Origin of the sequence: Paraburkholderia sp. NMBU_R16 (assembly GCF_013282575.1) — a bacterium.
GTDB lineage: Bacteria > Pseudomonadota > Gammaproteobacteria > Burkholderiales > Burkholderiaceae > Trinickia.
The window spans coordinates 1-21,636 of sequence record NZ_JAAAYE010000006.1 but is presented as its reverse complement, the minus strand read 5'-3'; the positions used below and the strand labels follow the sequence as shown (position 1 = coordinate 21,636).

Genomic DNA, 21,636 nt, shown 5'->3' with positions numbered 1-21,636 from the left:
GCGTGAACAGGCCCTACGCGGGCAGCACCGACGACACGAGCAATTGCGTATAAGGGTGCTGCGGATCGTCGAGCACTTGATCCGTCAGCCCTGTCTCAACGACGCGGCCCGCTTGCATCACCATCAGCCGATGCGCGAGCAAGCGCGCGACGCCGATGTCGTGCGTCACGATCACACAGGCCAGATGCAGCTGTGCCGTCAGCGTGCGCAGCAGATCGAGCAGGCGGGCCTGGACGGAGACATCTAGGCCCGCAGTCGGCTCGTCCATCAACACCAGCCGCGGACCGGTCACCAGATTGCGCGCGATCTGCAGACGCTGCTGCATGCCACCCGAAAACGAAGTCGGAAGATCGTCGATGCGTCCGGCATCGAGTTCCACACGCCGCATCCAGTTCGACGATGTCTCACGGATTCTTCCGAAATGACGCGCACCGACAGTCATCATCGGTTCGCCGATGTTTGCTCCGGCCGATACGGTCATGCGCAAGCCGTCGCGCGGATTCTGCTCGACGAACCCCCATTCGGTACGCATCAGGTGGCGTTGGCGCGCCTCGCTGAGCGCGAACAGTTGCAGCGACTCGCCCTGGGCCGCCGTGTAGGTCACACTGCCCGACGCCGCGCGCAGGCGCAATGCGATCGTATTCAGCAAGGTCGTCTTGCCTGAGCCCGACTCGCCGACGACGCACAGTACTTCGCCGGGATAGAGGTCGAAGCTCACGTCTTCGCAGCCCGGCCGTTCGCCGTAGTATGTCGTCAGACCACGCGCGCTCAACAGCGGAGTCATGAGCGCGCTCCGTCGGGTTCGGCCACGGGCGTGCTGTCCATTTCGCGTTTTGCGACCTGCTGCCGGCAGTAGTCGCTATCGGAACAGATGAACATCCGCTTGCCTTTGTCGTCGACGATCATCTCGTCGAGAAAGCTTTTGCGCGAGCCGCATATTTCACAGGCATGCTCCCATCGTTGCACCTCGAACGGATAGTCTTCGAAGTCGAGGCTGCGTACGCTCGTGTAGGGAGGAATGGCGTAAATTCTTCGCTCCCGACCTGCACCGAATAGCTGCAGCGCGGGATTCATATGCATCTTCGGATTGTCGAACTTGGGAATGGGCGATGGCGCCGCCAAATAGCGATCGTTGACGATCACAGGATAGTCATACGTCGTGGCGATGCTCCCGTGGCGAACGATATCCTCATAGAGCTTGACGTTCATGAGCCCATACTCGGAGAGTGCATGCAGCTTGCTGCACTCGGCGAGCCGCGGCTCGAGCCGGTAGAGCGGCTCGGGCATCGGCACTTGATACACGAGAATCTGCCGATCGGAGAGCGGCGTTTCCGGAATGCGGTGACGCGTTTGAACGATCGTGGCTTCGACGGTGCGCGTCGTGGTCCGGATCCCGGCCGTACGGGCGAAAAATCGTCGGATATTGACGGCGTTGGTCGTATCGTCCGAACCCTGATCGATGACTTTGAGCGTGTCGTCGCGGCCGATGATGGCCGCCGTCACTTGGATTCCACCTGTACCCCACCCGTACGGAAGCGGCATTTCGCGCGAGCCGAACGGTATCTGATGGCCCGGAATCGCGATCGCCTTCAGCAGCGCCCGACGTATCATCCGCTTCGTCTGCTCGTCGAGGTAAGCGAAGTTGTAGCCTTCGACCGCTTCATCCGCCCGATCCGTCGCGTTAGCCGCGTATGCTTCATGCGGAGCGTTCATGCAGCGTCCTCCCCTTCCCTGGCCCGCTGTCCCGCCGGGTGCGCAGCCCGCAGGCCCCGCACCAATTCGAGTTCCGCTTGGAAATCGACATAGTGCGGCAACTTCAGATGTTGCACGAAGCCTGAGGCCTCCACGTTATCGCTGTGATAAAGCACGAACTCGGGGTCCTGCGCGGGTGCCGTCACCGCTTCGCCCAACTCCTCGGCGCGCAGTGCGCGATCGACGAGCGCCATGGCCATGGCTTTGCGCTCCGAGTGGCCGAAGGCCAGGCCATAGCCCTGGGTAAAGCTCGGCGGGGCCTTTTGCGTACCCGAGAACTGGTTGATCATCTGGCATTCGGTCACTTCGATGTCCCCGAGTTCGACGGCGATACCGAGCTCCGGAATCTCCATCTCGACGGCCACGAGGCCGTTGCGGATTTCTCCCGCGAACGGATGGTTGCGTGCGTATCCGCGCTGCGTCGAGTACCCCATGGATAGCAGGAAGCCTTCGTCGGCACGGGCGAGGTTCTGTAGTCGCACGGCACGTTTGGCCGGCATCAGCAGCGGTTCGACTGCCAGGTCGATAGGAGGCTCCACGTTCTCCGAAGGCTGTTCCTGCTCGATGAGCCCCTCTGCATCGAGCAACGCCACGACGCGCGGCATGGCAGCCGCCGATGCCTCGTCCACCGTTGGCGGCTCCTCCGATGCGATCGCCCCCGCTTGCAGCGACGCCTGAGGCGAGGCGCACTCATCGCCGGATTCAAGTGCCGGCTCATCAGCCAACAAAGAAAAGTCGAGCAATCGCTGCGTGTAGTCGTAGGTCGGCCCTAACAGTTGTCCGCCGGGAACGTCCTTGAATGTGGCGGAAATCCGGCGCTGTATCTCCATGCGCCCGGTTTCGATGGGCACCGTGTAGCCAAAACGCGGCAACGTGGTGCGATAGGCACGCAACAGAAAGATCGCCTCCACGAGGTCACCGGCCGCCTGCTTGATGGCAAGTGCCGCCAGTTCCTCGTCGTAGACGGAGCCTTCCGTCATGACCCGCGCAACCGCGAGCCGCATTTGCTGACGAATTTGCGCGGTGGTCAGCTCGGGCACGGTGCGATCGCCACGCCGCGCTTTTTCGAGCAGACGCCACGAGGCCTCGATCGCGCGCTCGCCTCCTTTGACTGCAACGTACATCAGTTGAGCTCCACTCGAGTCGTGCGCGGAATGCCGATGACGGACCGCCCGCAGAACAGATAACAATCGACGCCGCACGGCGCTTGCGCATCCAGCAATGCGCGCTCTCGCCAAAACGAATCGGCCAGACCGAGCGGGGCGATATCCAGAACCGACGGGATGCCCGGGCCAGAGAGCGCGATGGGCCGCCCCCCCTCCAATGCTGCGACACGGATCAGGAGCGTGGCGGAATTCTGGGGCGCCTCGGGCGTGCCGTGCGAAAACGCCTCGAGCGATGGCATGTCCGAGGCGTTTTCGATGTAGACGAAGGCGGCGTGAGCCGATTGCTCTGCCAGTGGCGCTCCCGTGTGAAAGCGAATGGCCTGGACAAGTGCCTCGTCGCGTTGTTGAAACCAGACCGGCGTCGAAAAATCGAAAAGCGTCAGCATGGCGGCAAACACCGCGGCCGGCCATGCGCCATGCGCGTCGTCGGCGACGTTCACGTCGATTGCGCCGATGGTGCCCGGTCGCGCAAGAACGTCGAGCAGCACCCGAAACGAGATCTGGGCATCGTGGACGGGATCGTCGAACCCGCGCACCAGCGTTCCCAGCGAGGCTAATTTGCCGATCATCATTCTCCCCGCACCATGGTATAGAAATCGACCCGCGTCGATGCCGTGCTGACGGCACGCTCGCGTTGCGCTGCCTCACGCCGTTTCGTAAGCGGCTCGATCAGTTGCAAGCGAACGGCATCGCGCCAGCGCGGCGATTGCAACATCGCGTCGGTTAGCGCGGCCAGTTCCGCCCGCCGCTTGTCACGTCCCAACTGATAGGCAATGCCGACGGGGCCTGAACCGTCGTCCGATTTGAGCCGCAGCACCGCGCGCGTCACCGTAGATTCACCGATATTGAACGCATCGCCCGTACCGCCGATCCGTCCGCGGACCATCGCAAGTCCGGTTTGCGGAACGCGCAGCCACTCGAACGCCGGGAGTGGCGCCCCGCCGCACACCGCGGCGAGTGCAGATTCGAGGGTGACGCGCGGCGCCCGCGCAAGCTCTGCAAGCCAGAGCTGCCGTTCCGGTCCAACTGCGCAAGATGAGGTCGTCATACGCCCGATTCCGCTGAGTTTTGTCGTCAAGTGACATCTAGTCGTCTAGATGACTAGACTCAATGTGAGGCATGCTAGCATATCGCGGTCGGAAACGTGCGGTAGTGCGGCAGCAAACTTATGCAACGATGTCGACCGTTCGATGCTTCGTGAACAGACTATTGCTGCCGCCGGTACGACGGCCTATGAATAAAGCATTCGAACTGATCGGAATGACACAACGATGAAACGCAGCAACAACGGGCGCGTCACCGAGCCCGGCGGCATGCCCCTTACAGCGAGCGCGGTGGAGCGCGGCGCCGGCGTGGCGGTGTGGCGGCAGATCGAACAGATGCTGGCCTCGGAAATCGCCGCGAGCGGATTCGGTGAAGACGGTCGCTTGCCGAGCGAGGGCGAGCTCGCGAAGCGCTTCGGCGTCAATCGCCATACTGTGCGGCGCGCCATGCTAGGGTTGGCGGCGCAAGGGCTGGTCAGCGTCGAACAGGGCCGCGGTACGTTCGTCCAACCGGGGGCAATCGACTATACGATCGGGCGCCGTACGCGGTTCACTGAAAATCTGCGCGAGCAGGGCCATTCGGCATGCGGCACGGTGCTTTCGTCCGCGTCCATGAAAGCCGAACCGAAGATTGCCAAGGCGCTGGGTTTGCGCACGGGAACGCTCGTGTATCGGATCGAATCGCTGCATGCGGCGGATGGCGTACCGCTGACGTACGCGCTTGCCTGGTATCCGGCCGCGCGCTTCGCGGGATTGCCGCAGGCGCTGGAGCGAACGAATGGCGGCTTCTCGGCCGCGCTCGCCGAATATGACGTCATCGACTACGCTCGGCGCTGGAGCAGGATCGGCAGTACGCTGCCCGACGCGGAAGTGGCGCGCCGCCTCAATATCAACAGGCAGCAGCCCGTGCTTTGGGTCGAGAACGTCGATGTCGACGCAGACGGTACGCCGATCAAGTACGGCTTTACGTATTTCGCCGCGGACCGGGTACAGCTTCTGGTGGAGCAAAACGTATGAGCGATGGCTCGAAGACGGTTTCCGAGTGGACCGACCAAAGCCGATTCGCGATTTACTACGCGCCTGCGCGCGGCTCGGCATGGTGGGATATCGGTTGTAGGTGGCTCGGACGCGATCCCGAATCAGGACAAATGCTCGTTCCACCGGTGCTCCCGGCGCTCACCGCGCGTTTGCGCGATGTGCCCGGCCTCTCGCGCGCGCCGCAGCGCTACGGTTGGCATGGGACATGGGTGGCGCCGGCCCGGTGCGTGGCGGGTGCGGCGCTCGAGGACGTTTTCCGGGTGGCGCATGTCTGGGCAAGCCGCCAAGAACCGTTTGATTTGCCCGTCGAGGCGGCGGCGCTCGAACGATTTGTCGCCATCCGTCCGGCAACGGCTGACGGCGCCGCCGCCATGCGGGCGCTTGCGGCTGACGCATTGCACCAGTTCGCACCTTTGCGCGCGATGCCGAACGAAAAAGAGCGGCGCCGCCGGCTCAACGGTCAATTGACGGAGCGGCAGCGTGAATTATTGGACCGCTGGGGCTATCCGTTCGTGCTCGACGAATTTCGCTTTCATATGACGCTCAGCGATCCGATAGATGCCAACGAGCGGCAGATGCTGGTTGACTGGTGGAACGCACAGATTCCGCAGCTAGGCCCCCTGCGGATCGAAGGTGCGGCAGTTTTCGCCGAGTGCGGCCCTACCCAGCCGTTTGTGCTCGTCGCGCGTTTTCCTTTCGAAGGCGCGCGATGAGAGGGCCTGCGGCTCGCATGCGGCGCGGCACGTTCGCCTGAAACAGAGGTCTGCCAGCTTGTCGAACATGGGCGTCATCATGCTTACGCCGACGCTACCGCGCAGAAACGTTCAAGGTCGATGTTGCCACCGCTGATGAGAACGCCGACGCGCTTTCCTTTGAGAGAGTCCTTCATATTCAAGGCGGCAGCGAGCCCGAGGCATCCGGTCGGTTCCACGACCATCTTCATGCGGGCAGCGAAGAACTTCATGGCGCACACCAGATCGGAGTCCGGTGCCGTCAAAATGTCGTTCACATCGCGTTTGATGATACCGAACGTGTAGTGTCCGAGGTGCTGGGTCTGCGCGCCGTCCGCAATGGTTTTCGGTGTCTCGATATGAACGATTTCGCCACTCCGGAACGATTGCTGACCATCATTACCTGCTTCCGGTTCGACGCCGTACAAGACACATTGCGGCGCCAGAGCACGGGTCGATAGCGCGCTACCTGACAGCAGACCACCACCGCCTAACGGCACAAACAGGTAGTCGAGCGCACCCACGTCTTCAAAGAGCTCCCTGGCGGCAGTACCCTGCCCCGAAAGGATGTCCGGGTGATCGTAGGGCGGAATCAGCGTGAGGCCATTTTCGTCTGCGAGACGCCGGCCAATCGCTTCGCGATCCTCGGTGTAGCGGTCGTACACAACCACGTTCGCCCCATATCCCTTCGTCGCCGCCACCTTCGCCGCGGGCGCATCATGCGGCATCACAATGGTCGCAGGGATGTTGAGAATCTTCGCAGACAAGGCAATCCCTTGGGCATGGTTGCCCGAGGAGAACGCAACCACGCCGGCTTTGCGCTGTTCGGGCGAAAATTTCGAAAGCGCATTGAACGCCCCGCGAAACTTGAACGCGCCCATGCGTTGGAAGTTCTCACACTTGAAGAACACTTCCGCGCCGATCATTTCGTTCAGCGTGCGTGAGGTTTGAACCGGGGTGCGATGTGCGACGCCGGCGATCCGGGAGGCAGCCGCCTCAACGTCAGCGTAGGTGGGAAGCTCGAAAGTAGTCATGTCAGACTCGAAAGTAGATTTGATTCACCAAGGCCATGCAACGGACGTCCCTAGCTGTTGCTCCGTGGCGTGCCCATAGAGGAAGCGCGCGACCGTGAGATCCTGCAGAGCGAGGCCAGTCATATCGAACACAGTGATGTCGCTCGGAGACCGCTGGAACGAGCTTGTGCCAGAAAGGAGGTCGCCTATTTCCCTGCATGGCAACGTCGGTGCCCACTGGCATTCGCCGATGCTGCGTGCCTGAATCTCATCATCGACGAAAATGCGCGCACGCGCCAACACACCGTCAGGCAGTTCGCGCTTGCCAGCCGTGTCGGCACCCACACATGTCAGGTGCGTTCCAGGTTGAACCGCATCTGCTTCGAACAACGCCCCACTTCCAGGCGTCGCGGTGATGACCACGTCACTGTTGGCTACGGCATTGTTGCGGTCCATCGCCATGCTGATGGCGCACCGGTCCCGAAATCTCGCTTCGAAACCGGGCTCGGCCTCGCCGGTGACGGTCACATATTGGACCGTACAGTGCTGAGGCAGTAGCTTCAGCGCGTACTGAAGTTGGACGCTCGCCTGAACCCCGGTGCCGAAGATGCAGATCCGCGTACTGTCGCATCGCGCGAGCTGTTGCAGCCCCAAACCACCGGCGGCGCCGGTCCGCGCAGTGGTGATTGCATTACCGTCCATGATGCAGAGCGGTCGCCCCGTCGAAGGATCGAACAGCGCAACGGTCGCTTGATGAGGCTCACCGCCAACGCCACGGTTGCCCGGCCAGAATCCGGCCGCCTTGAAACCGAGAAGATTCTGGCTTGCCACATCGCCGGACTTGATGCCGAACACCCCACCCGTATGCAACGTCTCGCGCACGACAGGAAAGACTCGTCCGGCTCGCCGGCTGTGGAGGATAAATGCTTCGCGAACCGCAGCCATGACCTGCTCCGCTTGCAGAGCAGGTTCCACAACATCACGGTCGAGCAGGAGAAGCTTCGCGTCTGTCGGCATGGTCGTACGTTTTTCCCAATCGGACGGCTAAAACCATAAATTATGTCCAACAATGGACGAAATATCAACATAAGCGTACCGAGCAATGCAAGGCCCTTTCCCGGGTCACGACGAGCGAACATTCCCATAATCCGGGACAGGCTCAGTACTTGCGCTTTGCAACGCTTGGCCCTGTTCATGCGTCCCAGCGGGTGACAGTTCACCTTCCCATCTGGCCACAACAGCACTGGCGATGCTGTTGCCCAGAACATTGGTTGCCGTGCGGCCCATGTCAAGCAGCTGGTCAATGCCCATCACCAGCAGCAAGCCGGCTTCCGGAAGGTGGAACATCGGCAGGATCGCGGCAACCACAACCAGCGAGCCTCGCGGAACCGCCGCCATACCCTTGCTGCTGATCATGAGGATGAGGAGCATCGTTATTTGCGTGCCGATGGGCATGTGCACGCCAAACGCCTGTGCGATGAAAATCGCCGCGAATGCCTGATAGACCATCGAACCGTCGAGATTGAACGAGTAGCCAAGGGGCAGCACGAAACCGACAAGGCGTCGATGCACGCCGAACTCGGTCAACTTTTCCGTCAAAACCGGAAAAGCGGCCTCGCTGCTGGCCGTCGAGAACGCAATCATCATAGGCTCACGAATCTTCTTGACCAATTCAGGCATACGACGGCCCAAGGCTGCGCGTCCAGCGAAATAAAGCGCCGTCCAGAGTGCGAACAATGCCACGTAGAACCAGCCAATGAGCTTGCCGTAGGTGACGACCACGCCAAGGCCTTGCACGGTGACGACACCCGCGATGGCAGCAAAGATACCGACAGGCGCGAAGGCCATGACCGCGTTCGTCGCGCGAAGCATCGTCTCCATCAGCCCATCAACGGCACGCTTCAGGAACACGCCAGGCTCCCCCGGAACCTTTCCCAACGCAATACCGAAAAACAGCGAAAACACCAGAATCTGCATGATCTGGTTTCCCACCATTGCTTCAGCAATGCTGCTCGGCACGATATGCGTCAGGAAGTCCTTCACGTTAAGTGCGCTCGTTTGCAGATGCGTCGAAGCGTCCGCTGGCGGCAGTGGCATATTGAGACTGGCACCGGGTTGAGCGATATTGACGAACAACAGCCCGATGCTGAGCGATACGAGCGAAGCGACGATAAACCAGCCGAGCGCCTTCGCGCCGATTCGCCCGATGGACTTTCCACTGTGCATGCTGGCAATGCCAGAGACGAGTGTCGCGAAGACCAACGGCGCGATAATCATCTTGATCATGTGCAAGAAAATCGTCGTCACCGTGCCGAAGTCGGCGGCAATGGACTTGGCAGCGGCCTCGTCTCCCGCATATTGATGGCAGGCGTAGCCTACGACGATGCCGAGGATCATGCCGAGCATGATCCAATGAGAAAGCTTCCATTTTTTCACGATGGTATTTCCTTCGATCTTTTTTGATCTCAATGGGCCGAAGCCAAAGCTACGGCTTCCACCTCGACGGCTGCCCCGTAATGGCAAGGATGTTGGCTCCGCTACAGCGCGAGCCGGCTTGTGAGCGCCGATCCACTCCGCATAAAGGCGAGCCGCGCACGAAATGGAATTCAGTACGTTGACTGGAAGGCTTTCTGAACCTTGTCCGGCGACGTCACGCCGTTGGCGATGAGCAGTTGCGTGAGAACACGCGACTTTTGAGGGCTCAGGTCATAGGACGAAACGAAGCCGCTCTTGTCGTCGGGTACCTCGACATTCCGATTGACGAATCCGCTGCCCACGCGTGTAGAACGGACCACGACGATGCCCTTGCGAGCAGCCGCTTCCATTGCGTCCAGTGCAGCCTTCGACGCATTTCCATCGCCGACACCGGCGAGAACGATGCCCTTTGCGTCATGTCGAACTGCGTCCTGAATCTGCGTCGCGTCCATGTCCGCGTGCGCGTACACGATGTCCACGCGGGGTAGCCCGCCGCTCGGCAGCTCCAAGGCCTTCTTGTGGCCGGTCGGCGCCGGAGAGAGGTAGCGGATCGAGGCAGGGTCGACGTACCCGAGCGGGCCGGCGTTCGCGCTCTGGAAGGTCTGCAACGACGTAGTGTTGGCCTTGGTTGCCCAACGCGGGCTGTTAATCGTGTCATTCATCACCATCAGCACGCCACGGTTCGCGGACTGGGGGCTGGCAGCAACTTCCACCGCTTCGTAGAGATTCATCGGGCCATCCGCGCTCGTCGAACTACCCGGACGCATGGAACCGACGAGAACAACCGGCTTGCTGGTCGAGAGGACGTGATCGAGGAAGAAGCCGGTTTCTTCCATTGTGTCTGTGCCGTGCGTAATCACAATGCCGTCAACCTCGTTCCGGTCGACGGCCTGTTTGATGCGGTCCGCGAGCTGATACCAGATCTTGTTGTTCATGTCCTGCGAGCCGACATTCGAAATCTGCTCCGCGCCGATGGACGCGAGCTTGTCGAGACCAGGAACGCTCGCGATGAGTTGACCGCCGGTAATGCCCCCAGCGTTGTAGCCAATTGCCGAACGGGGATCGGAGCTGCTGGCAATCGTGCCGCCCGTTGCCAGCACGAGAATCCTCGGCAGGTTTTGTGGCGGGTTGGCGCTGGGCTGCTGTGCATCGGCGGCGGTCGTGAAGGCCCCCACTGTCAGCGACAAAAGCGCCGCACACAGACCTCGCGCCAAGGCGGACTGGCATACGTGTTTTCCTTGCATTGCGTATCTCCTGATGGTGTCTATTTGGGGGCAGGGACCGAGCGGCGCGCTCAAAAAGGACACTGACCGGCTCAAGGGCTATACATATTATCCAAAGTTAGACGTTCTGCATAAAATAGGGGAATGCGAGGATTTCACTTTGGGCGCCAAGAGCCTATACAATGTGGAAAAATGTAGATGAATCATCCAATGGCTAAGAGCAAACTCACCAGCGAGCAGCAGACAATCCTCAATCAGGTCAAGCACATCGCAGCGGGATTGGGCGAAACGCTTGCGCCATTTACGGAGGTGGTGGTTCACGACCTCCTTCATCCGAAAAACGCGATCCTTGCGATCCACAACAACCTGTCTGGGCGGCAGGTGGGCGATCCTGCGACCGAACTCGGCCTGGCACGGATTGCCGATGCCAAGTACCCGCAAGTCCTCGCGAACTACGCAAATCGTTTCGCGGATGGCCGGCAGGCCAAGAGCACATCAATTGGCATCAAGGATTCGGACGGGCATTACATTGCCGCGCTCTGCCTGAACGTCGATGTGACGCTGTTCCGCAGCATCACCCACCTGCTGGAACAGTTTTCTACGCTCAAGACTGATGTGGTCAAAGAATCGCTGGACCCATCGAGCGCAGAGTCGCTGCGTGAGCGAATCGATCGATTCGCGGTCGCTCTCGCGACGACGCCGCAGGCGCTGCGCACTGATCAACGAAGGACTCTGATGCAAGCCCTTAGAGACGAGGGATACCTTGATTTGCGACGATCAATGGAGACGGTCGCCCAACATCTGGGCGTATCGCGCGCGACCGTGTACAACGACGCCAAGTGAGAGGAAATGCTGCGTGTGGCGGCAATTTAGTTCAGCTCCTGGTCGCCCGAGATTTGCGCGAGAGAGCCTCGATTCTTCGAGGATCTCGTGGATTCCCGTCTGCTGCTCGAGAAATGTCCCGACGGCAAGAAGCAAAATGCAGCGGATGTCCGATTGAACCGAAGAACGAAACCTGCCATTACGCTGCTCGTCCTCCGTGCGGTGGTTCGGTGAACGCCCGCGTGCGCCTGAAACACATCTAGACGTCTGGATATCCATTCGCAAGTTGCCAGCTCAACAGCGGCGCGCACCTTTTTCACAAATTCATCATCTATCCATCCCACAATGCGCCAGACGCGACGCATGGATGTGCCGCCCGCGTTCAGCCGATTCGCAACCGACACACCACCACTCGGGGAAAGGGACGATATGAAGCTGTTGAAAGTTGCCGCTGCCGCCGCGCTCGCCGCGAGCTTCGCTGCCGCCAATGCGCATGCCGAAGGAACGTGCCCCAACAACGGCGTCGTGCGTTTCGGCGTCGAACCGTACGAATCCTCGCAGCGTCTGCTGCCTGTGTATCAGGACGTTGCCAAGCTGATCGGCGACAAACTCGGCTGCAAAGTGGAGCTTTTCGTCGCGACCAGCTACAACGCCGAGATCGAGGCGATGCGCAACGACAAGCTCGAAATCGGTCAATTCGGTCCTCTCGGCTATGTGCTCGCGCATCAGGTCGCCCACGCGGAAGCCGTCGCAACGTTCGCGGGCGAGGATAACAAGCCGGCTACCTATACGGCGTCGATCGTGACCTGGCCGGGGTCGGGCGTCAAATCCCTCGCTGACATCAAGGGCCGCTCGTTTGCCTACTCGGATCCCAGCTCGACGTCGGGCCACCTCTTCCCGGCCTACGGTCTGAGCAAGAACGGCATCGATCCGGACCATGGCGTCAAGGCGATTTATGCGGGTAGCCACACAGCGTCGTTCGAGGCGCTGCGCAACCACAAAGTGCAGGCCGGCGAGCTCAACAGCGAAGAAATCGCAAGCGCGAAGCTGCATAACGAGTTCGACGCGAATGCCTACGTGACGCTTTGGCAATCGGAGCCGATTCCACTCGATCCCATCGCCGTGCGCGGCAACCTGCCTGCCGAGTTCAAGCAACGTCTGGCGAAGATTCTGAGTTCGCTCGATTTTCATGAACTGCCGGAAGCCGATCAGAAGTTCCTTGCAGCGAACGAGAATCCGGCGCTCAAGACCACGGTACAAACCGATGCCGCCTACGATCAGATCCGCGATCTGGTCAAGACGCGGCACGTCGACCTGGCAAAACTGTGAACTCCATTCTCGGAGCGCCCGCCGCTGAAGCATTCGGGCCGCACAGCCGGCCACACGATCGCACGGCGCCGCGAGGGGGCGCTCGCGCCCGCGGTGCGACGCTGGCAGTGCGCAATCTGACGATGCGGTATCCGAACGGGCATGTCGCCCTTCAAGACGTGACGCTGTCGGTGGAGGCGGGAGAGATGGTCGTCGTGCTCGGCAGCAACGGCAGCGGGAAGTCGACGTTGATGAAGTGTGTGGTCGGCATGAACCGACCTAGCGCCGGCAGCGTCGAAGTGGCGGGCCGCGATCTCACGTTGCTCTCCGGCAAGGCGTTGCGCGAAGCGCGGCTGCCCCTTGCCCTGATCTCGCAGCATGCGAATCTGGTGCGGCGCCGCAGCGTGCTTGCCAACGTCTGTTGCGGGACGCTCGGCCGGCATCGCACGCTTGCGACGACGCTCGGATACGTGCCGCGCGACGAAGTCGGTCCGGCGCTGGGCCACCTCGCCGAAGTGGGGTTGGCCGAGCTTGCCGGTCAGCGCGCTGGAACGCTGTCGGGCGGTCAGGCTCAGCGTGTCGCCGTTGCTCGGGCGCTCGCGCAAGCGCCGCAGGTGCTGCTCGCGGACGAGCCCGTCGCGAGTCTCGACCCTGAAGCCGCCGACGAGGTCATGCGGCTGCTGCGTCGCCTTGCCAGCCACGATGGCCTCGCCGTGGTTTGCGTGCTGCATCAGCCCGAACTTGCGACGCGCTACTCGGACCGGCTCGTCGGGCTGCGCCGTGGGCGTATGGTGTTCGACCGGCCCGCGGCAGAGGTCTCGCAGCGCGAGATTGCCGAGCTGTATCAGGCGGACGCATGATGAGCACCACGTACAAAGGTCCAATCGCGGGCGGCCCCTCGCTGGTTCGTCAGGTCGGTATGATCGCCGCGGTCGTGCTGATCGCCGCGCTGTTCGTTCAGGCGTGGATCGTCGTGCAGGCGCGGCCCCAGGACCTCGTGACGGGTGCTCATGGGATGGCCGATATCATCTCGCGCGCCCTTCCCCCGGCCTTCGATCAGTTCAAGCCGACGTTACTGCCCGTGCTGGAAACGATCGATCTGGCGATTTTCGGCACCGTATTCGGCGTCTTGCTCGCCTTCCCGCTCGCTATTCTCGCCGCAGGGAACCTGACGCCCGCCAAGCCGCTCTATTACGCGGCGCGCGCGGTCATTGGCGTGGCGCGGGCCGTGCCCGACCTCGTATGGGCGTTGCTGTTCGTGACCGCTGTCGGCCTGGGGCCGTTTCCCGGCGCGCTGGCGCTCGCGGTTCATTCCGTTGGCATGCTCGGACGGCTCTTCGCCGAAGTCATCGAGGATATGGATATGGGTCCTGTCGAAGCACTGACGTTGACAGGAGCGAGCCGGATACAAGTGTTCACGCACGCCGTCGTACCGGGCGTCCTTCCTTCGCTGTTGGGCATCTCGCTGTACCGCTTCGATGAAAACCTGCGATCCTCCCTCGTATTGGGGTTTGTCGGCGCCGGCGGTATCGGCTTCCTGTTGCTGACGGCGATGAATCTGTTTCAATATCAAACGGTCGCGTTGCTGCTGATCGTGACTTTCGTGCTCGTCGCGTGCGCCGAGCGGATTTCCGCCTATCTTCGAACGCTGGTCGCTTGAGAAGGCTCGCTTCGAAACAGTGCTGAGGCAAGGCCATGTACATCGAAAAAATAGGCGGCGTCGACGTCGACGAACGCACGGCGGAGCGCCTTCAGCGGATCGCGTGGTGGGACTGGCCTCGGGAGCGACTCGATGCCGCATTGGCCGACTTCCGCACGCTCGATGCCGCCGCGTTCGCCGAGAAGTACGACGGCTGATGTGAGCGCCCCGTCAAAGAGCGTCCAGCCGACGTATAGCCTGCTCGGGCAGCATGAGCGCCGCTGCGGCAAGGTTTTCGCGCAGATGCGCAACCGACGATGTGCCTGGAATCAGTAGTAGGTTGGGCGAACGGCGCAGCAGCCACGCCAGCGCAACCTGCATTGGCGTCGCGGCGAGTTCATGCGCAACTTCGGAAAGCGTCGACGACTGCAGCGGGGTGAAACCACCCAGCGGGAAATACGGCACGTAAGCGATGCCATCGCGTGCGAGTTCGTCGATGAGCGCGTCGTCGTCGCGATGCACGAGGTTGTAGTGGTTCTGCACGCAAACGATCTCGCAGATCCGCCGTGCCTCCTCGATCTGCGCGCGCGTGACGTTACTCACGCCAATGTGCCGAATCAAGCCTTGCCGTTGCAGCTCGGCCAGCGCGGTCAGCGGCGCCTCGATCGAGCCCTCCGCCGGTCCGTGGGCGTCGAACATGACCCGCAAGTTCACCACATCGAGGACGTCGCGTCCCAAATTGCGGAGATTGTCATGCACTGCCTGAGTTAGTTCCGCGGCTGAATCCGCTCGTAACCACGAGGCGTCCTCCCCGCGCCGCGCACCGACTTTCGTGACGATAACAACGTCATCGGGATACGGGTGAAGCGCTTCGCGAATCAACTGGTTGGTGATGTGCGGCCCGTAGAAATCGCTGGTGTCGATATGATTGACGCCCGAACCGACCGCTTCGCGCAGTACTGCCAGCGCGGCGTCCCGGTCCTTCGGCGGACCGAAGACTCGCGGCCCCGCGAGCTGCATCGCGCCATAACCGAGCCGTCGCACGACGTGCTGGCCGAGCTCGAACGTGTTGGAAGAATCATGGGTGCTCATGATGGCTATCTCTTTCTAGGAACGGGAAGCCAAAGATTACGCGTTGCGTCGTTGCGCGATAAGCCGTCATAATCCGCACGGGTTGTACGAAAAGGCGAACAATGCAAATCGATCTGGCCGATTTGAATGCATTCGTGATCGTGGCGCGTGCCAAGGGGTTTCGTGACGGCGCGCGCCTAGCCGGCGCAAGCGCCTCGGGACTCAGCGACGCGGTGCGCCGGCTCGAGGCACAGCTCGGCGTCAGGCTGCTTCATCGCACGACGCGCAGCGTCGCGCCGACAGAGGCGGGCGAGCGCTTGCTCGCGCGGCTCGGCCCTGCTCTGACGGAGGTCGAAGCAGCGCTCGATGAGATCGATGGCTTTCGCGATCGGCCTGCGGGCACACTTCGGCTCAATGTGCCGCTCAGTGCTGCGCGATTGATACTGCCCAGTATCGTCCCGCCGTTTCTCGAGGCCTATCCCGAGGTACGACTCGAAGTCACGACCGATGAGAATTTCGTCGATGTACTCGCGGCGGGCTGCGATGCGGGCATCCGTTACGACGAACGGCTCGAGCAGGACATGATCGCGGTGCCGATCGGACCGCGGATTCAGCGCTTTGCGACAGCGGCCGCCCCGTCCTACCTGGATCGCCGCGGGCGTCCCGAGCATCCGCGCCAGCTTCTCGATCACGCGTGCTTGCGCGGCCGTTTTCCGAGCGGCGCGATGCCGCCGTGGGAATACGAACGCGATGGAGAAGTCGTGCGAGTGGAGCCGACCGGTCCGTTGCTGGTGCAAATCGGCGCAGGGATCGATTTGATGATCGATGCCGCGCTCTCCGGCTGCGGCATCGTTCATCTTTTCGAGGGATGGTTGCTCCCTCACCTGCAGCGCGGCGCATTGGAGCCGGTGCTTGAATCGTGGTGGCGACCGTTTTCCGGGCCGTTCCTTTACTACTCGGGGCGGCGCCTCGTGCCCGGGCCGCTGCGTGCGTTTATCGAGTTCATCAAGGCCGGCTAACCGATAGGCACGTCAGCGCTTGGATTCACACTGCCATGGCCGATATCGACGCGTGGCGCAAGGCCGTCGCACGCGTTCCAGCCGTGACCACCGGCGGGTCCGCACCGCACGATCAATCGACCTCGGACACAGGCTTGCCAATCAGCACTCGCCACAAGTCTGGGCGCCCCTTTCCGCATTGCCACCAGAAGCCGTCCGGCAACTCGGCGGCAAATTCCTCGAGCAACGGTTCGGGATTGTGGTCCGATACGAGCTCGAGCGCCTGGCCGGGGGACAGTCTTGCGAACGTGTCGAACACCATTGAGTGGCGTTCGGTCGGATCAACTGTGCCGATGTCGACGACGATTACGGCAGCAGGGGTTGGGAGGGCTGACATTTTCGTACTCCAGAATGAAGACTGACAAACACAACGAGGTGCGCGAGAAATCTCGATGGACAGGCCAGCAGAGCGGCGCGCGCGCCGCGTCGCGCATCGACCGTATGACTCGCTCCTTTCGGGACTGCCGGGAAAAGGCTCGGCGTGGTGCTTACCGGGCCGTTAAATATGCGCCATCAATGTATCTTTTAGCACACGGGCGGATACGCGAACATGATCTGGGTCAATCGGTCGCACACGGACAAAGGACCCGCCGGTCAACGCTCAAGGGGGATGAGGGGCCGTGTGGTGGCTACGTGGATGCCCCGCTCGTAAGAGCGTCGGCCTTGCTGGACGTATTCGGAAGGAAGTGGCGCATGTGCGGGACTGGCTGCTCCCAGAGATGTGCGCTGACATGGCCTGCGTGAGGGATCGATATCCGTTTCTGCGTGATGCTCTTTCCGCTTGAATCGGGTCCGCGCATCAAGACTCCGCTGTTTGCATTTACGGCTCGAGATCCCAATCTGGATCGTAGAGGAAGACTAGCGTTGAGCTATGCGGACGTCATACCCGGCATCGTAGAACGCAACGAGGAATTCCTCGGCGAACAGCCAGGAGTTGACGTCCACCGTGTTCCCTGCCACATCTGTCGCTACCTTCGCATCGGGGTCAACCGAAATAACCGCGTTCGCAATTTTCGGTATATCGTCGTCGCCGAGTTTTTTCAATGTTCTGAATTTCATGGTCTCGCCTCTCTCGTTCGATGACATGGGTACGCCCAGTGTCGCATCGCGGGTGGCGGTGCGGCGAACGGGAAAGGTATCGATGCGATTCCCCGTTCCGTCAAGGAGTCCCAAGTCACCGCGTGCATTTGAACCGCGGGAGTGTCCTAACCTTACCTTGACGGAATGGGAGAACATTGCGTTAGATCAAGATGCCCGATATATATCACGATGTGATATTGATTGCCGTTGACCGTCACAGCTCGACATTGAAATCGATGCGAGTCCTGTTCAAGCCGACGGTCCTCACAAAGAGGGGACTTGAACGAGTATTTCCACGCCGCCCGGAGCGAGCTTCACGTTGCCGCCCGAAAAGCTGCTGCCCGACAGCGCGCTTACGCAATTGACGATCGGAATCGACACTTCCTTCGACTCCTTCGAGAGATTCAGTACAAAGATCAACCGTCGCTCGTCGGACTGTCTTATCGCGACTTCCACACCATCAGGGAGTTCGAGGCCGCAGTCGATGCCTGCGTCACGCGCTATGCGACGCATCAAAACCTGGCTTGCTCTTTCGTCAAGCACCGTACCGATGTAGTAAACCACGCCCTTACCGTGCGCGTTTCGCGTCACGGCCGCCTTACCCGTAAAGTATTCACTCGAGTACGTTGCCGTCGTTTCGGCCGTGACAGGTGTCAGGATGTCGCACCATTGACCGCATGAGAGACATTCGCCGCTCTCGAGACGCAGCGTCTGCGAATCCTTTCCCACCGGATCGTATTCGTCGACATACGCGCCGGCGAGTTCCGTCAGCAGATTCGGCAGCCGGTCCGGCAAGCAGACGTTGTTCAGGTTCTTGACACCGGATCTCGTGGTCAGCACGAGCACGCCTCCGTTCTCGACATACTGCTTGAGCTTGCCGGTAATTTCCTCGTCGATCAAATACAGCATCGGTGCGATCACGAACTTGTAACCTTGGAAGTCTTCTCGCCAGTTGACGACGTCCGTTCCAACGCCCATTCGAAGCAATGCTGAATGAAGCCGTTTGATGTTTCCCAGGTAGTCGAATCCATCGGCCTGCGGTTGTATCTGGAAGGCATTCGATTGCTCATGCGAAAAGAGCATGGCCACATCGTGCTTGAGCGTGGTTCCCTCGAGAAGCGGAGCGAGTTTTCTAGCCTCCGTGCTGAACTGAACGAACTCTTCGAAGCGACGCCCGGGCTGCCCGTGGTGATCCAGAAGCCCGTGCCAGAATTGCTCTGCGCCAATTCGCGCCGAGCGCCAACGGAACTGGATGATGGTGTCGGCACCGCGGGAGACGCTCTGCCACGCGTAAGCGCGGATCATGCCCGGAAACGGAGTACGCGACATCGGGTACCAGCATCCCGGTGTTCCGCTGAGCTGCTCCATGACCCAGAAGTTCTGTCGTTTGACGCCACGGGTGAGATCGAGCGTCAATGCGCCGTGATACATCTTCGACTTGGAGTCGTCCTGGAGGTCGGTTGCCGGATAGTAGTCGACGGATGCGAAGTCCATGCTGCCGAACATATCGTAATAGTCGGCGCTGACCGGATATCCCCACAAATTGTGCGTCACGAATTTTCCCGGACTGTTCTGCCTGATCAGTGCCGCCTGGAAACGGTTGAATTCGGCCACCGCGTCAGAAGAAAATCGTCGAAAGTCGAGCAAGAACGAGGGGTTGAGATACGGCGAACCACCGAGCGGCGTCGTTACTTGATCCCAGTCACTGTACTCCCCGCTCCAAACAACGGTGCCCCACTCGCGGTTCAGGGTCTCCAACGAGCCATATTTTTTCTGCAGCCAGCCGCGGAACAAGCGCGTGCAGTTCGCGCAATGGCAATCGTTCGCTGCGAGTTCATTGTCCGTTTGCCAACCGATGACGGCCGGATGCGATGCGTAGCGTCGCGTAGTTTGCTCGATGATTCGCTCGCCAAACTTGCGCAGTGACGGGCTGCTGTAGCAGCGGTGCAGGCGTACGCCTGCGAAAACCGCATTTCCCTTGTTATCCACGGGAAGGACGTCGGGATAATTGTGCGTGAGCCAGACCGGCGGCGTCGCAGTCGGTGTCCCAATCACCACGCCTATTTCATGCCGTGCCAACACAGCAATGGCTTGGTCAAGCCATTCGAAGTCGAATTCGCCCTCCGTGGGTTCGAGACGTGACCATGCAAACTCGGCCAGACGAACGATAGTGATGCCGGCTTCCCGCATCTGCCGAGCGTCTTGCTCCCACAGCGAAACGTCCCAATGCTCCGGATAGTAATCGACACCCACATTCATGGAGAGATTCCTTTCGTTAAATGTTAGGGACGCACAGCGCCCTGCAGGCCAGGCGCCCGCATCGAATGTCAATGAGCGATCGCTCAGCCCTTCGTGGCGCCGAATGTCAAACCGGCTACGAAATGCTTTTGCATGGCGAAGAAAATGACGACGGACGGAAGAGCTGCGAGCAGCGAGCCCGCCGACACAAGATTCCAGGCGGTCGTCCACTGCCCCTTGAGCGCGGCGACTCCCACCGTGATGGGCGCTACGTCATCTCCCTGTGTCAAGCACAGTGCCCAGAAGTAGTCGTTCCAGACGAACGTAAACACGAGAATGGCCAGCGCCGCCAGAGCCGGTGCGATCAACGGCAGGATGATGCGATAAAACAACTGCCACTCGTTGGCCCCTTCGATGCGCGCTGCTTCAACGAGCTCATACGGCAGTTCCTTGATGAAGTTTCGCAGAAACAACGTGCAAAACCCCGTTTGGAATGAAATGTGAAACAGCACGAGCCCTTCGAGCGTGTTGAATAACCCGAGGTGAAGCGTCAGTTGACGAACGGGGATCATCAGAATCTGGATCGGCACGAAGTTTCCGGCCACGAAGATTCCTAATATGCCGTTGTTTCCTTTGAAGGGATAAGTCGCCAGCGCAAACCCTGCCATTGCGGCAAGCGCAATGGATCCGACTACCGAAGGCACGGTGATCAGGCAACTGTTCAAGAAGTAATGAAGCATGGGTGAGTTGAACAGTACCGCGCGATAGTTTTCCATGAGCGCGAACTTCTCGGGCCATCCCCAGTAGTTGCCTTGAACGAGATCGTCCGTCGAGCGCACCGACGTGATGAAGACCGCGATCAACGGAAGCAACCAGATGACGAGAGCGATCGGGAGCGAAGTTTTATAAACCTTGCGGCCTATCGGATTCCAACGGCTCACCGGAGTGGGATACATACGTTCTCCTTTGTTATCGGTCGCTGTGAAGAAGCCGGCGTAGCTGATACACGATGAACACCAGCATGATCGAGAACAACACAACCGCAATCGCAGCCGAATAACCGAATCTGAAGTACTTGATGGCTTGGTCGTACATGAAATAGGCCAGTACGGTCGAGCTGTCGAACGGCCCTCCTCCAGTCATCACCGCGATCAAGTCGAAGCTTCGGAGTGCACCGATAATGGTGAGCACGACAGAGAGGAACGTCGCAGGACGCAGTTGAGGCAGCACGACGTGCCAGAGAAGCGACCAGCCCGTTGCCCCCTCCATACGGCCGGCCTCGATGATTTCAGGATTGATGCTCGTGAGGTTGGTGAGATACAGCAGCATGCAGAACGGGATCTGCGGCCACAGCGCTGCGGCGATCACACCGAACGTGGCGTAACGCTCGTCTCCCAGAACCGGAATGCCATGCCCCACGATGAGCTTCAACAATCCAAACGCAGGATCGTAGAACCAACTGAAGATCAGTCCGACCACGACTCCCGATAGCACAAACGGCGAGAAGAACAGCGACTTGATCAGTCGCATACCCTTCACGTTCTGATTGAGATAGAGTGCGAAAGCGAGCCCGATCGGAGGAGCGAGCAGAAACAGCACGAGCCATAGGACGTTGTTCTTCAATGCGACATAGAACGTATCGGTGCGTAGCAATTCGCCGTAGTTCGCAAGTCCAACAAAAACCTTTTCGCTCATCCCGTCCCAGTTGTAAAGACTGAGTACGATGCTGCTGATAATCGGGTAGATCACATAAATGCAGAACATCGCGCAAGCGGGCAGCAGAAACAACAACGCAGCTCGCTTGCGTCTGGCGACGAGCGGTGCGGGCACCCGTGCCCCTGGCGGGCGGCGCTGACCTGCCCCCAACAAACCGGGCCAGTCAGAACCTAGTAAAGTTCGTTTTCGGAGAAGAAGACGAACATGAAGAAGCGTTTTACGGAAGAGCAAATCATCGGGTTTCTGAAGGAAGCCGAGGCCGG

23 protein-coding genes are annotated in these 21,636 nt (G+C 60.5%); 8 read left to right on the top strand and 15 right to left on the bottom strand.

The window, feature by feature from the left end; all coding sequences use genetic code 11:
• Positions 1-13: 13 nt before the first annotated feature.
• Genes phnK through phnG form a run of 5 tightly spaced genes read right to left on the bottom strand, consistent with a single transcriptional unit; the run spans position 14 to position 3,966 of the window.
• Positions 14-784, bottom strand: coding sequence for a phosphonate C-P lyase system protein PhnK (phnK, locus tag GWC77_RS04305; RefSeq protein WP_173255627.1), 771 nt, complete (start codon positions 782-784; stop codon positions 14-16).
• The gene (locus GWC77_RS04300; RefSeq protein WP_173255626.1) at positions 781-1,713 is read right to left on the bottom strand and encodes an alpha-D-ribose 1-methylphosphonate 5-phosphate C-P-lyase PhnJ; all 933 of its coding nucleotides are present in this window, start codon (positions 1,711-1,713) and stop codon (positions 781-783) included. The genes phnK and GWC77_RS04300 overlap by 4 nt, the downstream gene beginning before the upstream one ends.
• Positions 1,710-2,876, bottom strand: coding sequence for a carbon-phosphorus lyase complex subunit PhnI (locus GWC77_RS04295; RefSeq protein WP_173255625.1), 1,167 nt, complete (start codon positions 2,874-2,876; stop codon positions 1,710-1,712). Before GWC77_RS04295 ends, GWC77_RS04300 begins: the two co-directional genes overlap by 4 nt.
• Complete coding sequence (phnH, locus tag GWC77_RS04290) at positions 2,876-3,490, bottom strand: phosphonate C-P lyase system protein PhnH (protein ID WP_173255624.1); 615 nt, start codon at positions 3,488-3,490, stop codon at positions 2,876-2,878. The genes GWC77_RS04295 and phnH overlap by 1 nt, the downstream gene beginning before the upstream one ends.
• On the bottom strand, positions 3,487-3,966 hold the full coding sequence (phnG, locus tag GWC77_RS04285) for a phosphonate C-P lyase system protein PhnG (RefSeq protein WP_173255623.1): 480 nt from the start codon (positions 3,964-3,966) through the stop codon (positions 3,487-3,489). Before phnG ends, phnH begins: the two co-directional genes overlap by 4 nt.
• Positions 3,967-4,231: 265 nt before the next feature.
• On the opposite strand from phnG, the gene phnF reads away from it, so the two are divergent.
• Both phnF and GWC77_RS04275 read left to right on the top strand, forming a co-directional pair.
• Positions 4,232-4,978 carry a phosphonate metabolism transcriptional regulator PhnF gene (phnF, locus tag GWC77_RS04280; protein ID WP_173255734.1) on the top strand — a complete coding sequence of 249 codons (747 nt, stop codon included), beginning with the start codon at positions 4,232-4,234 and terminating at the stop codon, positions 4,976-4,978.
• Positions 4,975-5,712, top strand: a complete 738-nt coding sequence (locus tag GWC77_RS04275) for a DUF1045 domain-containing protein (RefSeq protein ID WP_173255622.1) — start codon at positions 4,975-4,977, stop codon at positions 5,710-5,712. Before phnF ends, GWC77_RS04275 begins: the two co-directional genes overlap by 4 nt.
• An 83-nt stretch (positions 5,713-5,795) precedes the next feature.
• On the opposite strand, the gene GWC77_RS04270 is transcribed toward GWC77_RS04275, so the two are convergent.
• The 4 genes from GWC77_RS04270 to GWC77_RS04255 all read right to left on the bottom strand — a co-directional run bounded on the left by GWC77_RS04270 (position 5,796) and on the right by GWC77_RS04255 (position 10,462).
• Positions 5,796-6,764 (bottom strand): threo-3-hydroxy-L-aspartate ammonia-lyase, encoded by a 969-nt coding sequence (locus tag GWC77_RS04270; RefSeq protein WP_173255621.1) that lies wholly within the window; start codon positions 6,762-6,764, stop codon positions 5,796-5,798.
• Between the two features lie 24 nt (positions 6,765-6,788).
• Positions 6,789-7,760 (bottom strand): ornithine cyclodeaminase family protein, encoded by a 972-nt coding sequence (locus GWC77_RS04265; RefSeq protein WP_173255620.1) that lies wholly within the window; start codon positions 7,758-7,760, stop codon positions 6,789-6,791.
• 105 nt (positions 7,761-7,865) lie between these two features.
• Positions 7,866-9,179 (bottom strand): dicarboxylate/amino acid:cation symporter, encoded by a 1,314-nt coding sequence (locus tag GWC77_RS04260; protein WP_367948994.1) that lies wholly within the window; start codon positions 9,177-9,179, stop codon positions 7,866-7,868.
• Positions 9,180-9,349: 170 nt separating this feature from the next.
• Positions 9,350-10,462 carry an asparaginase gene (locus tag GWC77_RS04255; protein WP_173255619.1) on the bottom strand — a complete coding sequence of 371 codons (1,113 nt, stop codon included), beginning with the start codon at positions 10,460-10,462 and terminating at the stop codon, positions 9,350-9,352.
• A 189-nt stretch (positions 10,463-10,651) separates the two neighbouring features.
• On the opposite strand from GWC77_RS04255, the gene GWC77_RS04250 reads away from it, so the two are divergent.
• The 5 genes from GWC77_RS04250 to GWC77_RS04230 all read left to right on the top strand — a co-directional run bounded on the left by GWC77_RS04250 (position 10,652) and on the right by GWC77_RS04230 (position 14,428).
• Positions 10,652-11,284 carry a transcriptional regulator gene (locus tag GWC77_RS04250; protein WP_173255732.1) on the top strand — a complete coding sequence of 211 codons (633 nt, stop codon included), beginning with the start codon at positions 10,652-10,654 and terminating at the stop codon, positions 11,282-11,284.
• A gap of 408 nt (positions 11,285-11,692) precedes the next feature.
• Entirely contained in the window at positions 11,693-12,592 is a 900-nt protein-coding gene (locus GWC77_RS04245; protein ID WP_173255618.1) for a phosphate/phosphite/phosphonate ABC transporter substrate-binding protein, read from the top strand.
• Positions 12,589-13,431 carry a phosphonate ABC transporter ATP-binding protein gene (phnC, locus tag GWC77_RS04240; RefSeq protein ID WP_367948993.1) on the top strand — a complete coding sequence of 281 codons (843 nt, stop codon included), beginning with the start codon at positions 12,589-12,591 and terminating at the stop codon, positions 13,429-13,431. Before GWC77_RS04245 ends, phnC begins: the two co-directional genes overlap by 4 nt.
• Complete coding sequence (phnE, locus tag GWC77_RS04235) at positions 13,428-14,231, top strand: phosphonate ABC transporter, permease protein PhnE (RefSeq protein ID WP_254366798.1); 804 nt, start codon at positions 13,428-13,430, stop codon at positions 14,229-14,231. The genes phnC and phnE overlap by 4 nt, the downstream gene beginning before the upstream one ends.
• 35 nt (positions 14,232-14,266) lie before the next feature.
• Positions 14,267-14,428 (top strand): hypothetical protein, encoded by a 162-nt coding sequence (locus GWC77_RS04230; protein ID WP_254366797.1) that lies wholly within the window; start codon positions 14,267-14,269, stop codon positions 14,426-14,428.
• Positions 14,429-14,441: 13 nt separating this feature from the next.
• On the opposite strand, the gene GWC77_RS04225 is transcribed toward GWC77_RS04230, so the two are convergent.
• Complete coding sequence (locus tag GWC77_RS04225) at positions 14,442-15,302, bottom strand: aldo/keto reductase family oxidoreductase (protein WP_173255617.1); 861 nt, start codon at positions 15,300-15,302, stop codon at positions 14,442-14,444.
• 101 nt (positions 15,303-15,403) lie between these two features.
• On the opposite strand from GWC77_RS04225, the gene GWC77_RS04220 reads away from it, so the two are divergent.
• A complete protein-coding gene (locus GWC77_RS04220; RefSeq protein WP_173255616.1) occupies positions 15,404-16,300 on the top strand; it encodes a LysR family transcriptional regulator in 897 nt (298 codons plus the stop codon).
• A 112-nt stretch (positions 16,301-16,412) separates the two neighbouring features.
• On the opposite strand, the gene GWC77_RS04215 is transcribed toward GWC77_RS04220, so the two are convergent.
• The 5 genes from GWC77_RS04215 to GWC77_RS04195 form a co-directional block, all read right to left on the bottom strand.
• Positions 16,413-16,676, bottom strand: a complete 264-nt coding sequence (locus GWC77_RS04215; protein WP_173255615.1) for a DUF2249 domain-containing protein — start codon at positions 16,674-16,676, stop codon at positions 16,413-16,415.
• Between the two features lie 521 nt (positions 16,677-17,197).
• Positions 17,198-17,398 (bottom strand): copper chaperone, encoded by a 201-nt coding sequence (locus GWC77_RS04210; protein WP_173255729.1) that lies wholly within the window; start codon positions 17,396-17,398, stop codon positions 17,198-17,200.
• 285 nt (positions 17,399-17,683) lie between these two features.
• Positions 17,684-19,678: a beta-galactosidase gene (locus GWC77_RS04205; protein WP_173255728.1), complete on the bottom strand. Its 1,995-nt coding sequence runs from the start codon at positions 19,676-19,678 to the stop codon at positions 17,684-17,686.
• 83 nt (positions 19,679-19,761) lie between these two features.
• Positions 19,762-20,613: a carbohydrate ABC transporter permease gene (locus GWC77_RS04200; RefSeq protein ID WP_173255614.1), complete on the bottom strand. Its 852-nt coding sequence runs from the start codon at positions 20,611-20,613 to the stop codon at positions 19,762-19,764.
• A gap of 13 nt (positions 20,614-20,626) precedes the next feature.
• Positions 20,627-21,523 carry a carbohydrate ABC transporter permease gene (locus GWC77_RS04195; RefSeq protein WP_254366808.1) on the bottom strand — a complete coding sequence of 299 codons (897 nt, stop codon included), beginning with the start codon at positions 21,521-21,523 and terminating at the stop codon, positions 20,627-20,629.
• Between the last annotated feature and the right edge of the window lie 113 nt (positions 21,524-21,636).

What these genes read in the sequence shown, in the direction of transcription:
- GWC77_RS04270 (WP_173255621.1), bottom strand. Translation starts at nt 6,764, where the DNA reads ATGACTACTTTCGAGCTTCCCACCTACGCTGACGTTGAGGCGGCTGCC.
- GWC77_RS04220 (WP_173255616.1), top strand. Translation starts at nt 15,404, where the DNA reads ATGCAAATCGATCTGGCCGATTTGAATGCATTCGTGATCGTGGCGCGT.
- GWC77_RS04215 (WP_173255615.1), bottom strand. Translation starts at nt 16,676, where the DNA reads ATGTCAGCCCTCCCAACCCCTGCTGCCGTAATCGTCGTCGACATCGGC.
- GWC77_RS04250 (WP_173255732.1), top strand. Translation starts at nt 10,652, where the DNA reads ATGGCTAAGAGCAAACTCACCAGCGAGCAGCAGACAATCCTCAATCAG.
- phnK (WP_173255627.1), bottom strand. Translation starts at nt 784, where the DNA reads ATGACTCCGCTGTTGAGCGCGCGTGGTCTGACGACATACTACGGCGAA.
- GWC77_RS04230 (WP_254366797.1), top strand. Translation starts at nt 14,267, where the DNA reads ATGTACATCGAAAAAATAGGCGGCGTCGACGTCGACGAACGCACGGCG.
- phnG (WP_173255623.1), bottom strand. Translation starts at nt 3,966, where the DNA reads ATGACGACCTCATCTTGCGCAGTTGGACCGGAACGGCAGCTCTGGCTT.
- phnH (WP_173255624.1), bottom strand. Translation starts at nt 3,490, where the DNA reads ATGATGATCGGCAAATTAGCCTCGCTGGGAACGCTGGTGCGCGGGTTC.
- GWC77_RS04255 (WP_173255619.1), bottom strand. Translation starts at nt 10,462, where the DNA reads ATGCAAGGAAAACACGTATGCCAGTCCGCCTTGGCGCGAGGTCTGTGT.
- GWC77_RS04275 (WP_173255622.1), top strand. Translation starts at nt 4,975, where the DNA reads ATGAGCGATGGCTCGAAGACGGTTTCCGAGTGGACCGACCAAAGCCGA.
- GWC77_RS04300 (WP_173255626.1), bottom strand. Translation starts at nt 1,713, where the DNA reads ATGAACGCTCCGCATGAAGCATACGCGGCTAACGCGACGGATCGGGCG.
- GWC77_RS04245 (WP_173255618.1), top strand. Translation starts at nt 11,693, where the DNA reads ATGAAGCTGTTGAAAGTTGCCGCTGCCGCCGCGCTCGCCGCGAGCTTC.
- GWC77_RS04205 (WP_173255728.1), bottom strand. Translation starts at nt 19,678, where the DNA reads ATGAATGTGGGTGTCGATTACTATCCGGAGCATTGGGACGTTTCGCTG.
- phnF (WP_173255734.1), top strand. Translation starts at nt 4,232, where the DNA reads ATGCCCCTTACAGCGAGCGCGGTGGAGCGCGGCGCCGGCGTGGCGGTG.
- GWC77_RS04295 (WP_173255625.1), bottom strand. Translation starts at nt 2,876, where the DNA reads ATGTACGTTGCAGTCAAAGGAGGCGAGCGCGCGATCGAGGCCTCGTGG.
- GWC77_RS04225 (WP_173255617.1), bottom strand. Translation starts at nt 15,302, where the DNA reads ATGAGCACCCATGATTCTTCCAACACGTTCGAGCTCGGCCAGCACGTC.
- GWC77_RS04210 (WP_173255729.1), bottom strand. Translation starts at nt 17,398, where the DNA reads ATGAAATTCAGAACATTGAAAAAACTCGGCGACGACGATATACCGAAA.
- GWC77_RS04200 (WP_173255614.1), bottom strand. Translation starts at nt 20,613, where the DNA reads ATGTATCCCACTCCGGTGAGCCGTTGGAATCCGATAGGCCGCAAGGTT.
- phnE (WP_254366798.1), top strand. Translation starts at nt 13,428, where the DNA reads ATGATGAGCACCACGTACAAAGGTCCAATCGCGGGCGGCCCCTCGCTG.
- GWC77_RS04265 (WP_173255620.1), bottom strand. Translation starts at nt 7,760, where the DNA reads ATGCCGACAGACGCGAAGCTTCTCCTGCTCGACCGTGATGTTGTGGAA.